This is a genomic window from Cyclobacterium sp. 1_MG-2023, assembly GCF_030546805.1.
In the GTDB taxonomy this organism is placed as follows: Bacteria; Bacteroidota; Bacteroidia; order Cytophagales; family Cyclobacteriaceae; genus Cyclobacterium.
Map to the genome: position 1 here is coordinate 516,377 of NZ_JAUOPC010000003.1, position 14,386 is coordinate 530,762.

The window sequence follows — 14,386 nt, forward strand, 5'->3', positions numbered from 1 at the left end:
AGAAGGAGGACTAGATGGAAATAAAAAAGTTAGGCAATATTTTTTTAGAAAATCTGTTTGCCGTTTTAGGGTTAGCATTGTTTCTTTACTTTATAATTAATTTCACTTACACCCAATATCATTTATCAAATTATAAAGAATATTCATCTGGAACTATTATTGATTTTGAAGAAGACTATAGAGGGAACAAGATTGCAATATTTGAGTTTGAAGTGGATAATAGGATATTTAGGGGTGAAGCATATTTCGATGATTTTGTAAATCCCGTAATAGGGGAGAGCTACCCCGTAAAATATTCTATGAAGAATCCAAATATTAGCAGAATGGAGTTCAGATAACGTCACCGGCTGTGTGTAGAATTCTCTTGGGTGTAGAATTCTCTACATCCTTTTATTCTTAAGCTCTTTTAAAGTCGTAATCTGTTATATGCCATTTGCAATGGCTTCTGAAAGCCCCCTTATCTTAGTAAACAAATGGACAAAATTTTGAATACTGTTTGACCGATATTTGAGACCCCATCCAAATCAACGGTACTTTATTCAGTTACTCGGGCAGCATTTATTTGTAATTCATTCAAGGATAGACTAGAAATACCGGTAATATTGTCCCCCCGTTGGGGTTTTGCAAACTAAAAAGTTTAGTATGACAAAATTACATTAATTTTCTAAGACACTCACCTTTGCTTTCAATTCTTCAAGAGGTTTGCACCAATCTATCCAAAATCACATCAACATTAGTGGCTTCCCCTATAATATCAAACCAACTTCCAACTGGTAATTGAATGACTATTAAGGTAGCTGTTCTGGTATGTCTGTCCTCTTTTATTTCCATTAGATTCAGTTTTTCTAGATGATTCAGACCAAAATCGTCAAGGACAGGCAAATTGGTTTTTATTGAACAATATATACCTGAATAACCTTAAATTTCTATATACGCATACCTACGTATTCACCTAAAATAGCCCTTTTTACGTATTTCCTTCCTTATTTTTTTTCCTTCTCTTTGGGTCAGGCAATAATTAGCAAGAACCAGCCAACCTAAAAAATATGAAGGATCCCCAGGAAAATAAAACACACAAAATCACCTTCAGGCTCAAAGCGCAAGAGGCAAAATTCCTGGATGATTTTGCTTGGAGTGCAGGTATCTCCAGAAGCGATACGCTCAGGAACCTGATCCGAAAAATCCAGGGAGATGCATCCATTATCAAGACAGACAAATTGCTTGATACCCTGTCTGACCTAGCAGCGGAGCAGGGCCGGGTAAACAACAATATCAATCAATTGGCCAGGCATGCCAATCAATATTCCAAGGTAAGTGACCTAAACCCTAAGGTATTTGTAAGATTTAATACGCTGCTAACCCGATACCTTGACTTTCAGGAGGACATGAACAGGACTTTCCGAAAAATCTATAAATCCATCAGCTGATGACCGTCAAAATTCTATCATCTACCACTACTTTCAAAGGGGTGTCCTACAACACCAATAAAATGCAGTCCGGTAAAGGTGAGCTGATGAAATTCAAAAATTTCGGTTACCTGCAATCGGCGCAAAAAGTAACCCCGGCTGAAATGAAAATTTTTCTAAAAGCCCATTCTAACCGGAATACAAGGGTACAAAACAAACAATTCCATGCCATGAATTCTTGCAAGGAACGAGAATACAACAAGAAGGAACTCACCAAAATGGCGGAGAAGTGGCTGGAAAAAATGGGCTATGGCGATAATCCTTACCTGATCGTATTCCATGGAGATACAAAAAACAACCATGTCCATATGGTCCCCGGCTGGGTGTAGGTGTGTCGTGAAGACGTTGATGAGAATCAAAGACATGTTGTATAAAAGATGGTAGTAGGTCTACCCCGGCTGGGTGTAGAATCCTCTACACCCTGTTATTCTTAACCTCCTTTAAAGTCGTATTCTGTTATATGCCATTTGCAATGGCTTCTGAAAGACCCCCTTATCCAAGTAAACAAATGGACAAAATTTTGAGACCCCATCCAAATCAACGACACTTTATTCAGTTACTCGGGCAGCATTTATTTGTAATTCAATCAAGGATAGACTATTTTTAGTTATGGGAGAGGCTTATAAAATAAGAGATCAGGAAATCGAGCCTGCCCGAGGCAGACAGGCATGACAAAATCGTCAGTCCAAAAAATGATTAATGTAGCGAGATTCCACCCCGATAAATCGGGACAAGTTCTGACCTTTGAAAAATAAATAGAAACAGATGAAATGCCCTATTTTTTCACATTCAAAATGTATTCATGAGAATCCGGTAAGAGCAGGAATCGTGGAAAAACGGGAGGATTACATGTGTTCGAGTATGAGGAATTATGCTGGATTGGAAGGTTGGATAACCGTGGATCATTGGTGACTCAGTTCATTTTCCGAATGCAAATTGGAAAGGATAAAAGTGTGTTTTGTAGACTGCACCCAGTCTGGGATGAACTTTAATTTAAAAAGCCTTATCTAGCTTTACAGAGACAAATCTAAGTAGAATATTATTATGATGACAGCCGAAGACATCACTAAATACATCGGGTGGAACTTTTTTGTTTACAGCCTAAGAAAAGCCAAATACTGAAATATCATCCATTGGAACAAATCAAATTGTAATATGGAATCGTTAACTTTAGGGAACGAAAAGAAAAAACCGATGGACACAGTTAAAATACGAGAAGAAATAAGCCAATACCTTCAACATGCAGATGATCGTGTGTTAAAACTTATTCATGGGCTGATTAAAGCAGACCAAATAGCTTCACCTGTTGGATATAAACCCGATGGCACAGCTATCACAAAAGAGGAACTAATATCCAGGGCGGAAAGGTCTGAAAAGGACATTAAAGAAGGCCGTGTAAAAACGTCACAACAGGTCAGGGAAGAAATAAAGCATTGGTAGTCCATGGAGGTTAGGTTTTCAGAGTGGGCGAAAAGATGCTTGAAAGAGATTTACGATCATTATTCGGGGGAAGTCAGTCCCGCAAAAGCGACTGAGATTGTAAATAAAATTATTGGCAGAGCAGAAACGCTTGAAAACTATCCGAATAGAGGGAGAGTAGAAGACGACCTGATATCTCTTGGGAAAGGGCACCGATATTTGCAGGAATATCATTACAAAATCATTTACAAAGTTGATAGAGAAATCGTTATTGTCACGGATATTTTTAGCAACTATCAAAAACCTACCAGGAAACCGAAAAGGAATAAATAGGCCACCGAGCAAGACCACGGCTTGGGGTAGAATCGGCTACACCCTTTTATTCCTAACTTACTTCGAAGTCGAAATCTTTTATATGCCATTTGCAATGGCTTCTGAAAGACTCCCTTTATCCTAGTAAACAAATGGACAAAATTTTGAATACTGTACTGAAATTTGAGACCTCATCCAAATCAAGGACATTATTCGGTTACTCAGTCAGCATTCAATTGTAATTCAATCAAGGATAGACTATTTTTAGTTATGGGAGAGGCTTATCAAATAAGAGAACAGGAAATCGAGCCCGCCCGAGGCAGAAAGGCATGACGAAATCGTAATGACAAAGGATGATTATCGTAGCGAGATTCCACCCCGATAAACCGGGGCAAGTTCTGATCATTAGAAAATAATTATAAACAGATGAAATTATGCTGGATTAGAAGGTTTGATAGCCCTGGATCATTGGTAATTCCGTCCATTTCCTAATTGCAGCTCGCTGGGATAGAAAACCAAAGAAATATTCCTTTCCTTGGATCCCTTCAAATTTCAGATCTCCAGAAATAACTAAAATTCGGATAAGTAATTTTTATCAGGTTGATCCACAGGGGTTACTTCATTTTGAACAACCTAAAAGCACCTGCACTCCGTTGAGCTTAGGCTATTTTATCTATTTTTGTTTCAGATGAAAGTTTGTATTGCAGAAAAGCCAAGTGTCGCCCGTGAAATAGCGGCTGTTCTAGGAGCTAATCATAGGCATGAGGGGTACTATGAAGGCAACGGATATATCGTTACCTATACTTTTGGGCACTTTTGCACCTTATTAGAGCCGAAGGATTACGAACCTCATTGGAAGAGTTGGCGCCTTACTCACCTTCCGATGCTTCCTGAAAAATTCAAAACTAAAATTGTTAATAATCCGGGAGTCAAGAAGCAATTTGATATTGTAAAAAAGCTATTTGATACAGCTACACTGGTGATCAACTGTGGTGATGCTGGCCAAGAAGGAGAGTTGATTCAACGATGGGTAATTGAACAAGCGGGGTATAAAGGGGAAGTCAAACGCTTATGGATTTCATCTTTGACCGCAGAGGCCATCAAAGAAGGCTTCGACAAATTGCAACCCTCGGCGAAATACGATAATTTGTATTATGCTGGTTATTCCCGAGCAATCGGAGATTGGTTGTTAGGAATGAATGCCACCCGGTTATATACGGTTAAACATGGTGGGTACAAACAAGTGCTGTCCATTGGCAGAGTTCAAACGCCTACACTGGCCATGATCGTTAATCGGTTTAAAGAAATTCAAAATTTTCAGCCACAACCCTACTGGGAACTACAAACCCTGTATAGAGAGACTGTATTTAACTGTGAAGAAGGGAAATTTTTAAAGAAAGAAGACGGGGAGACTTTTGCCAAGCAGGTCAAAGAAAATGACTTTGAAGTCGTCTCAGTTGCTAAGAAAAAAGGAAAGGAATATGCACCTAAGCTTTTTGACTTAACAGGATTACAGGTGCATTGTAATAATAAGTTTGGCCTTTCTGCCGATGAAACGCTCAAAATCGCACAGAAACTATACGAACAAAAATTAATCACCTACCCAAGAGTTGACACCACTTTTCTACCGAACGATATTTACCCCAAAGCACCAGGGATATTAGAGAAGCTAACGAAATATAGGTCGTTGACTCAACCTATTTTGGGTAAGAAATTAAAAAAGTCTACTAAGGTTTTCAATGACAAAAAAGTAACCGATCACCATGCCATGATTCCTACAGGCATGCAGGATAGTTTACACGACAATCAGCTAAAAGTCTATGATATTATTACCAAGCGTTTCATCGCAGTGTTTTATGACGACTGTACAGTGGACAATACCACCGTATTAGGAAAAGTGGGCACGGTCCCGTTTAAAGCAAGAGGAAAGGTGATTTTAGAAAAAGGCTGGAGGGTTGTTTTTGAAACTGCAGATGGCAAAGAAAAAAAGGAGAAAGACGAGCTCCCGCTTTTTAAAAAAGGGGAAAAAGGGCCACATGAACCTTCTTTCCTAGAGAAAGAAACCAAAGCTCCAAAACAGTATACAGAAGCAACTTTGCTAAGAGGCATGGAGACCGCCGGTAAACAAGTGGACGATGAAGAGATGCGAGACTTAATGAAAGAAAATGGCATAGGTCGCCCTTCTACTCGGGCAAATATCATTGAAACACTTTTCAGGCGAGAATACATTGAACGTAATAAGAAGCAAATTTTGCCCACCGAAACTGGAGTGCAATTGATCGATATTATCAAGAATAACTTGCTGACCTCTGCAGAACTTACAGGACAGTGGGAGAAGCAATTGAAAGAAATAGAAAAAGGGAAATTTCATGCGGGTTCTTTTGTGATGAACATGAAAAAAATGGTGGCGGATTTGGTCTATGAAGTTATACGGGAACAAAGTCATACTAAAATAGCGCATACCAGTGAAAAAAAGCTTCCTGAGAAAGAAAGATCAGCAACTTCACTTGTGGGACAGCCCTGTCCAAAATGCAAGAATGGGTCGTTGCTAAAAGGAAATTCGAGTTACGGATGCAGCGCTTATAAAAAGGGATGTGACTTTTTACTCGCTTTTTCTTTCGAAGGAAAAACCATATCAGAGAATCAATATTTGAGGTTACTTAAGAAAGGATCTACTGTCAATTTAAAGGGATTTAAAACGGCGACTGGAGATAAAGAAGGATTGATACGTTTCAATGAGAAATTTCAACTCGTTTTGGTAGAAAAGAAAGTAGCCAACTCGGCGGCTTCTAAGAAAACTCCTCCTGTCATTTCATGCCCTCTTTGCAATAAAGGAACCATAATAAGAGGAAAAACAGCCTATGGATGCAGCGCCTATAAAGAAGGGTGTGACTTTAGATACTCTTTTGATACCCTCCGGGAAAAAGCGAACAAGAAACCGTTGACTGTTGAGCTGGTGACATCTTTATTGAAGGAGAGTGTAGTTGGTTAAACTGTTGAAATAGTATCGAATAAAAACTGCTGCCTAGGCGGAATATCTATCCTATGCCTAAAAACCAAAAGCAAAGCTTAAACCCAAAATATGCAATAGACCTTCTATTACGTGATGAAATCACTTCAAAATCAGTCACTTCGTTGCTATTTTCGACTTCACCATAGCGATGCTATGACTCAGTCTTCAAATAGCCTGATTTTCTTGTAATTACACCACTCATTACGAATGCTATTGCATAATTCTCCCAAACTCTTGTTAAAATAAACCCCTCCCAAATATCGGATTCTCCGGCTGGGTGTAGAATTGGCTACACCCTTTTATTTTTAAGCAACCGTAAAGTCGAAATCTTTTATTCGGCATTTGCAATGGCATCCGATAGACCCCCTTTAGTAAACAAATGGACAAAATTTTGAGACCCCATCCAAATCAACGACACTTTATTCAGTTACTCGGTCAGCATTCATTTGTAATTCAATCAAGGATAGACTATTTTTAGTTATAGGAGAGGCTTATTAAATAAGAGATCAGGGAATTCATTAGCCAATTGGAAAAGATAGAAGGGGGGTAAACTAAACGCTTGTGGGATGCAGCCTATTTGATTCTAAAATCGGTTATGGTTTTTCCATTGTATCGATATACTCCATCCGAACCGAACCAAATACTGCCATCCTTGGCTGCTAAAATCCCAAATAGCATCTTTCGTTCTTTTGTATTTATTTCGGTTGCAGTAGGGTTTTTATTTAAAAAGGTCTGGGCAAAATAAAGTGTAAGTACCCAAGATCCTTCGATAGTTTCGGAACTGGTCCATAAGTTGCCATTTTTATCCTCGTGAATATACCCGACAAAATTCCTGCTGATATTGGTAAATTCACCTTCACCTGCCCTGAGCGAAGTCGAAGGGGCATGGCGCCATAGGCCATCCCTACCACCAAGCCAAATATTTCCTTTCTTATCTTCAATGATAGTACGGACATTGGTAAACGCCTTGCCTTTATTCCTTATAATGGAGAATGCTTTTCCATCATATAGATAGGTGTTGCCCCTTGTTGCAACCCAAAAATTGCCCGTTTTGTCTTCAATGATGGAATTGACTTCGTTAGGGGGACGTGTAAAATCCGGAACAGTCTTTCCGGTCTTATCTTCAACTATAGTATCTTCTGCCAGTATAAAATTCTGAAATGTTTTTCCATCGTATCGACTTATTCCCCCATTTGTGCCCAACCAAATATTACCGGCCTTGTCCTCATAAATACTGGTAATCTCATTATTTGGAAGCCCTTCCTTGGTGGTGAAATTTTGAAAGGCTTTTCCATCAAAATAATAAACACCTGAGCCAATACTTCCAAACCACATATTGCCTTTGCTGTCTTCCAAAATAGAAAAGAAGCGGGCTGAACTTACATCCTTTGTTACATTGGTAAAAGATTTTCCATCATATCGAAACACTCCTTCCCAGGTAGCCATCCAGATGTTGCCATCACCATCCTGCACCAAATTACGTACAATTGAATTAGGCGCATTGGAAGTGTTTAACTCATTGGTTAGGGAATTGGATTGGTCTTTTGGTTGGTCAGTTTTGACTTGATCTTTACATGAAGTGATACAAACAAATAGCATTAACCAGGAAAATAATCTTAGGTGTTTTTTCATTTTTTATTTGTTTAGAATGTTCAAACCTAAAGCTATCCAAAGTCAATAGGGTAAATGGAATGTAAAAAGAATGTAAATCAAGGTAAAATTGATAGATGACTTTTATTAAACCGTATCTTTGAGCAATGAAAAAACTGATACAACCTGCTGGAATCGGAATGATCACCATGCTTTTTACGATGGTACTCCTGTGGCCATGGAAGTCAGACGATTTTGCAGAAAATAAGGAAATCAGGTTGAGGAATGTGGGACATCAAATCCTGCTTGCCTCAGGAGATAGCACTTCAAGGGTTTTGCCAATCAGGAGAATCAGCAAGAATGAATTCATTCTAGTATTTGAAAACCCCTTCCAATTTGATCCGGACAGTTTGGTTAACGTTATTCATAAAGGTTTGGGCGAAGGCCTGGTGAACAAGGCTGAGGACAAATATCAGGTGAATGTGATGGAATGCATGGCCAATCAGATTGTTTATAGTTATCAAATGTCCAGTAACAAAGACAAGACCCTCATTCCCTGTAAGGGACGCGTGCAGCCAAAAGATTGCTATAGCATCAAAATCCGGTTTAACCAAAATTCTTTCAGGGCGTCTAACTTTTCTGTTCCGATCATCTTTGGAGTTTTGGCATTTGGATTTATATTTCTTTTCAAAAATAAAACCATTAAGCTTAATAGGAGTAAAAGCAAAAGCAATAGGCAATCCGTAGGAATTGGAAAGTTTGAATTATATCACAGTAAACAACTTTTGAAGATCGGGAATGAGGAAATCCAACTTTCCCAAAAAGAAAATAAGTTGTTGACGCTTTTTGCCTCCCACCAAAACGAGATGCTTGAGAGAGATCACCTGCTCAAAGAAATTTGGGAAGATGAAGGGGTCTTTGTGGGCAGAAGCCTAGACATGTTTGTCTCCAAACTTCGAAAAAAGCTAATTCAAGACCCGAATATTCAAATTAAAAATATCCGAGGTAAGGGGTATATACTTCAGGTAAAATGAAAAATGAGGGAAACATAATGATATGGCAAGTAGCGTAAACTATTATTTTTCGTATCCTGCTGATTTTACAAGCCTCATCACGAATCCTATTGCATAATCCTCGTTAAAAACAGCCTCTATTTCTTTTCCAATTGAAGTTTATAAAAAGTAAGGTAATCTTGTTCCTCTCCAATAAAGTCATCATTTCTGAGTGAGTAGAAGGGTTTGTCTAACTTTTCAATGTTTAAAATGCTGCCAATATTGTAGGGGACAATGATTTCATTGGAAAGGATAGAATCTTGGTATATAATTTTCAGCACTTGATTTTGAAAGTCTTTGTAATTAGGGTAGTTTTCTCGAAGCTTTAATTCATTTTGGATAAAAATTTCTTCCTCAATACCTTCTTTATAATAAACCACTGTTCCTTTTTCTGTTACAAAAAGCTGATTGATCCTTCCGTCAAGCATTTTAAAATGGGATATGTATTGGTTTTTTTCTTTATGCTCGCCATTGTCTAAAAATTTAGAAGGCTTAAAATCAACAGTATTTAAGTAGATTTCCCCATTTGTTAAATCGTAAATATGAATCAATGGCTCATTGCTTAGGGCCAGGTGAAGTTTATTCCGGGATATACCAAATTGGATTATAGGCCTTTCAAAGAATTTGTTGGTGGAATACCTTGAGGTACTTGGTATCTTAATTAATGGTTTTGATCCTCCTGTTGTTGGGTCAATTTTTTCTAACAGAAAGTTGTCCCGAATAAAATGTGGGCCATAAGGGTTGGCATCATCTCTGCCCGGATAAAAACTGATCAATGAATCGTTATAATATTCCAGATTTTTAATAAAGCCACCTCCATCCTGTGATTGGCTCAGAAATGAAAGCTTTATTTCTTGCTTCAAAGTTAAATTCGTATTTAACTCATACAGCCAGCCCATAAAACTAGCCGCAAAAAGTCTTCCGTCCTGTGCGTATTTTAGTTGAGTTGGATATTGTACTTTACCTGGCCCATCCTTTGGGTAAGTAGTCTCATTAAGGATCCTACCATTTGAGTCAAACTCAATCAGCTTATTTTCTTCAAAATTATAAAACACGCCTTTCCCATTTCGAAAATCTCCTCCATCTACAGTCCCCAAATAATCTACTTGGATAGAGTCCAAAATCACGAGTTCCCATTCGTTTGTAAAAACCACTTTATCTGAGACTTCTTTTTTTGAACAAGCTATATGGAAGATAGAAAGAATAACTATTGCTAAATACTTAAATTTCATTTTCTTACCAATTGAAGTTTATAAAAAGTAAGGTAGTCTTGTTCCTCTCCAATAAAGTCATCATTTCTAAGTGCGTAGAAGGGTTTATTTGCGGACTCGATATTTAGAATTATTTTGATTTTTGAAGGGATAATCAATTCATTGGACCAGCCCTGTCCATGCCTATAGATTTTAAGATAATTATTAAGAAATTCAGGATAGCGAGGTAAATTCTCTCTTTCAATGAGGTCATTATTCACAAAAGTATCTCCATCAATTCCACCATGATAGGTAACAATGACATGATCCGGATCAGAATAAATGCCCCTAATTCCAGCTTCATACATTTTAATTTTTTCTAGATAGGTAACAGGTGTTTTCTGTCCTGGAATCAATTTAAAATCACTTGGGTTCATAGGAATACTCCTTTTCCAAAGGATACTGTCCCCCATGGCATACACATGTATGAGGGGTTCATTGGAAAAGGTAAGGTACAAACTGTCATTTTCTATAATGAAATTAATGTCAGGCCGATCAAAAAAATCATCACTACTATATTGGGATGCCTGAGGGGTTCTTACGGCCGGTTTTGAAGTTTTTGTTTTAAGGTCATAAAGTTCGAGAAGAGGGTAATCCCTATAAAAATAGTCAATGTATGGGCTGATACCGTTTCGCCCCGGATACCAAAGCAGTATTTTCTCATTCCAGACAGCAATATTTCTTCGGTTATAGGCACCTCCTCTGGCTTCACCCATAAAAGGCATTTTCAAACGTTCCTTTATGTTAAGATTGGCATCGAAATGATAGATGTCACTAAATGAAGTTGTCCCAAAATATTCTCCCTTATGTTCAATTAAGGTTTCTAAAAATAGAACAGATTCCGGACCTTCTTTTGGGAATTCTTTATTCACTAGAATATTTCCTAATGAGTCAAATTTCATCAAACCATTATTGGAGCTAGTTTTAATAAGCCCTATTCCATTAGAAAAAATACCTTCTCTTACCTCAGTTAGATAGTCTACCTGAATAGAGTCCAAAATTACAAGTTCCCATTCATTGGAATCCGCACTACTGTTGGAGGTTTTGGTTCCATCCGTGCAAGCATAGACCGACACCAATAGCAAAATCAGGAGATTACGTACTTTGATCATTTTGGATTAAGTTTATTTTATAAAGGCTTAACGTTTTTTCCTCCCCCTTTGCATCAGGTAATCTTCTCTTCCTTAGTCTGAAACCCACTTTTAATTCTATATTTTATCATGTACTATGAATTTAATAAAAATAACCTCCATGAGCGAATTTTAAGTGTTTTTTAAATTGATGCTTTTACATGTCCTTATTGATTGATAAAAGATGTAATCGAAAATATGGCAGGGTGAGGGGACTTAATGAATTATTTTTCTACTAAAGTCCACCTTTTTATTGTCTTAAACCCAGATCCAGACGGACAAAGGCCAATTCATCATTTATATTTAAATAGAGCCATATTTTGCCATCTTTTAAAAATGGCTTTTGCGGTATGAAATTAGAAAAAAGCTTCCCGATACCATCCGGAACTTCAGTTTCTTTGATTACTTCATAGGAATCATTAAGAATACTGACAAATACCCTGTGGTCATCCATTTCTAGCAAGCCTTTTTCGTTTATTTTTGGTAGGCCTATGGTGGAAATTCTGACATATTTGTCAGTAGTGGCCTCTGTCATTAAAGGTAAAAATGTGACCTCTTTCCCTATCTCTATTTTCCGAATCGTGAATTCTTCCCTTGAATTGACATCTTTGATATAAGTGCCGGTTTTTTCTGAGGCCGTTAATGTAGGTAGACAGGGATAATATTTTAAGTTTTGCTCAACTAAATCATATACTGCAATTTTGCTGAATACGGGATTTGTGATCACGAGTTTATTTCCCAATTGAACAATTTCTGTATTTTGGGGAGAAATTGATGCACCTCTTCCTTGCTGATGTCTGACTGTAAAATCTTCTGCCTTCTCAAATCCATTTAGTTTTACTTTTCGTAAAACATCTGTTTCTTCATTTACAATAGCAAAAAATATTTCTCCGGTATCATGATTCTGAACCAAGCCAAACGTTGTTTTATAGTCCTTTGAATGGATAATTTTAGAGGTAAATTGTTCTCCTTCAAAATTACGCCCAATCAATAGGTGCTTTTTCAGTTTTTGTTTATCAAAATTGAAAATGCTTGTGGAATAATGACTTGTCAAAATCAAATTGTTGTTGACATCTGAGCTTACGGCATATACGTAATCACCAAATCCATTAGGCCCTTCCACATCAAATATCATCTTTTCTTCATAGGCCAATGTTTCCAAGTTTATCCTTTCCAAATAGGGGCTAGTGCCACCGGAAATAAACAGATATTTTTTATCATGGCTAATACCGGACTGATAAATCCCCCATTTCAGGTTAATAATATCATCCCCGGTACTGATCATGACCGTATCAACAGCAATGTCAATGCCATCAAGAACACTTGATGATGTTGAAGATTGCTTACAAGAGGACAATAGCATTATGCCCATTAAAAAATGGGTGAATATTTTCATAGATTCAATTTGACCTAAAATTTTAAATAATCAAATTTTCAGGACTAAAAATTCAGTTTAAGGTTTTGGGGGTAATTTGAGTAAAGTGGAGCCGGTTAAAGTGCTGTTAAATAGTTGTAGTTTTTCCTAAAAATTTTATAGTAATGAACTGAGGATGTAATCTCTAAAATGTAAAAGAGGATTACCTATTAAATTTCCTAAATGCTGCAATCATCTGGTAAATGATCAATCCAATACCAATATTATATAAGAAATCAAACAAATAAATAACGTTATGAAATTCATATTCCTTGTAATTCACTAAAAAGCTAACAGGTGATAATAGATATGGTAAAAGCTTAGCAATATCTAAAACATTAAAATTTTCGTAAGAGTTATATAAATATGAAGTGATAATTGATAAATTAAAAGTGAATAAAATAATTAACAATTTGAATGCTTTAAACCAATCCGTTGTGTGATTATTTGTGAATTTGTTAAAATATAAAATTGATTTATCCAAAAAATCTAAACTGCCATTTAACCTTTCATTGTATTCAAGCGCTTTAAATTTGTGGTATAAATAGGTGTCGCCATATTTTTGAGCAATACTTTTTAATTCACGATACAGTATTAGATAATTAGTTTCTTTGTCTCTATAAATTGGTTTAATCGCATTGATTGGTATTTTAGTCAAATTATTGGCTTCCAAGTTCAATAATGATGAATTTGTGAACTTAATTTCATTGAAGTTATGTAGAAAAAAAGGGTTTAAAGATACATTGTTCAATGAAGAATTTCGAATTGTTAAGCATTCAGCTGGTTTACTAATGTTTACATTGTCAAATCTAAATTTTTTGACTGAGTAAAAATTCATTAATTCCAAAATTTCTATTTCAGAATTTGCTACCTTTGATTCATAAACAACTTGGTTCTTAATCGTTAATTGTCTTGTGTTAATATTAGTAATATTAATTTTTTCACTTGTAATTTGTATGTTGTCAAACTTATTTATTCTTTCATCGCTATTTATTTTAAAACTTTTTAAAACTTTTGAATTTAATATTAAAGAATTAAATTTATTTTTTCTTGAATGATCATAAATATCCTCCTCAATTATATCAATGTTTAAATCATCAATTTCACCAAATAATATTTTAAGATCATTAGTTAAGTAATCGTAAAAATCAAATTTTTCTATATTTGAATGTAGGATTTTCATATTTTCTATTACTGCACCCGAAATATTAAAATATTTACATTTATATAGTTTAAAATAGGATATTGAATTGATTACCGAATCTCTTAAAATTACTTTTTCTATATTATAATTTTTATTTAAATGTTGTGCTTTGTAAGTTAGTGATTTTATTTGAGAATAGTTTTCTATTACAAGACTATCTAATGTGACGTTATTAAAGTCTAAAGTTTTCAATTTAATATCTGAAAATGTAAGATTTGAAAATTCAGAATCTTTTATAATAACAATATTATTAGGGTTTTCAGATTTTATTTTTAGAATCCCTATTCCATTTCCTTTTTTATTATTTTTAAAAATAAAAGTGCAATTATTTGCTTCTAATGATATTCCATCTATGATGTTACAATTTGTAAATATAAATTTTATATTATTTGCAAACTTGGCATTATCGAATTCATTTTTTCTTAAATAGTTTTTATAAAATATTAAAGTTGTGCCCTCTGGATATAACGGTTTGATTTGTGCCACCCTTTTCGGTCAAACTGTGCCAGGCATTTCGGTTTAAACTGTGCCATTTC

General features: G+C 35.9%; 13 protein-coding genes. 7 read left to right on the top strand and 6 right to left on the bottom strand.

Annotated elements, in window-relative coordinates; genetic code table 11:
- The first annotated feature begins 14 nt into the window (after window positions 1–14).
- Entirely contained in the window at window positions 15–338 is a 324-nt protein-coding gene (locus tag Q4534_RS06680) for a hypothetical protein (RefSeq protein ID WP_303612386.1), read from the top strand.
- A 355-nt stretch (window positions 339–693) separates the two neighbouring features.
- Here Q4534_RS06680 and Q4534_RS06685 read toward each other — a convergent pair whose 3' ends face one another.
- Window positions 694–882, bottom strand: a complete 189-nt coding sequence (locus Q4534_RS06685) for an ATP-binding protein (protein WP_303612387.1) — start codon at window positions 880–882, stop codon at window positions 694–696.
- A 164-nt stretch (window positions 883–1,046) separates the two neighbouring features.
- On the opposite strand from Q4534_RS06685, the gene Q4534_RS06690 reads away from it, so the two are divergent.
- The 5 genes from Q4534_RS06690 to Q4534_RS06710 all read left to right on the top strand — a co-directional run bounded on the left by Q4534_RS06690 (window position 1,047) and on the right by Q4534_RS06710 (window position 6,189).
- Window positions 1,047–1,427: a plasmid mobilization protein gene (locus Q4534_RS06690; protein ID WP_303612388.1), complete on the top strand. Its 381-nt coding sequence runs from the start codon at window positions 1,047–1,049 to the stop codon at window positions 1,425–1,427.
- Window positions 1,427–1,795 carry a relaxase/mobilization nuclease domain-containing protein gene (locus Q4534_RS06695; RefSeq protein WP_303612389.1) on the top strand — a complete coding sequence of 123 codons (369 nt, stop codon included), beginning with the start codon at window positions 1,427–1,429 and terminating at the stop codon, window positions 1,793–1,795. Before Q4534_RS06690 ends, Q4534_RS06695 begins: the two co-directional genes overlap by 1 nt.
- An 826-nt stretch (window positions 1,796–2,621) precedes the next feature.
- Window positions 2,622–2,906 (top strand): hypothetical protein, encoded by a 285-nt coding sequence (locus tag Q4534_RS06700; RefSeq protein ID WP_303612390.1) that lies wholly within the window; start codon window positions 2,622–2,624, stop codon window positions 2,904–2,906.
- Window positions 2,907–2,909: 3 nt separating this feature from the next.
- Entirely contained in the window at window positions 2,910–3,218 is a 309-nt protein-coding gene (locus Q4534_RS06705) for a type II toxin-antitoxin system RelE/ParE family toxin (RefSeq protein ID WP_303612391.1), read from the top strand.
- A 667-nt stretch (window positions 3,219–3,885) separates the two neighbouring features.
- Window positions 3,886–6,189, top strand: coding sequence for a DNA topoisomerase 3 (locus Q4534_RS06710; protein WP_303612392.1), 2,304 nt, complete (start codon window positions 3,886–3,888; stop codon window positions 6,187–6,189).
- A gap of 594 nt (window positions 6,190–6,783) precedes the next feature.
- On the opposite strand, the gene Q4534_RS06715 is transcribed toward Q4534_RS06710, so the two are convergent.
- Window positions 6,784–7,842 carry a two-component regulator propeller domain-containing protein gene (locus Q4534_RS06715; RefSeq protein ID WP_303612393.1) on the bottom strand — a complete coding sequence of 353 codons (1,059 nt, stop codon included), beginning with the start codon at window positions 7,840–7,842 and terminating at the stop codon, window positions 6,784–6,786.
- Window positions 7,843–7,967: 125 nt separating this feature from the next.
- Between Q4534_RS06715 and Q4534_RS06720 the strand changes: the two genes are divergently transcribed.
- Window positions 7,968–8,834 carry a winged helix-turn-helix domain-containing protein gene (locus Q4534_RS06720; RefSeq protein ID WP_303612394.1) on the top strand — a complete coding sequence of 289 codons (867 nt, stop codon included), beginning with the start codon at window positions 7,968–7,970 and terminating at the stop codon, window positions 8,832–8,834.
- Between the two features lie 116 nt (window positions 8,835–8,950).
- Here the strand turns inward: Q4534_RS06720 and Q4534_RS06725 are convergent, their stop codons facing one another.
- The 4 genes from Q4534_RS06725 to Q4534_RS06740 form a co-directional block, all read right to left on the bottom strand.
- The gene (locus Q4534_RS06725) at window positions 8,951–10,084 is read right to left on the bottom strand and encodes a hypothetical protein (protein WP_303612395.1); all 1,134 of its coding nucleotides are present in this window, start codon (window positions 10,082–10,084) and stop codon (window positions 8,951–8,953) included.
- On the bottom strand, window positions 10,081–11,214 hold the full coding sequence (locus Q4534_RS06730) for a hypothetical protein (RefSeq protein ID WP_303612396.1): 1,134 nt from the start codon (window positions 11,212–11,214) through the stop codon (window positions 10,081–10,083). Before Q4534_RS06730 ends, Q4534_RS06725 begins: the two co-directional genes overlap by 4 nt.
- Before the next feature lie 268 nt (window positions 11,215–11,482).
- On the bottom strand, window positions 11,483–12,628 hold the full coding sequence (locus Q4534_RS06735) for a DUF4221 family protein (protein WP_303612397.1): 1,146 nt from the start codon (window positions 12,626–12,628) through the stop codon (window positions 11,483–11,485).
- A 181-nt stretch (window positions 12,629–12,809) separates the two neighbouring features.
- Window positions 12,810–14,336 (bottom strand): hypothetical protein, encoded by a 1,527-nt coding sequence (locus tag Q4534_RS06740; protein ID WP_303612398.1) that lies wholly within the window; start codon window positions 14,334–14,336, stop codon window positions 12,810–12,812.
- Window positions 14,337–14,386 lie beyond the last annotated feature (50 nt).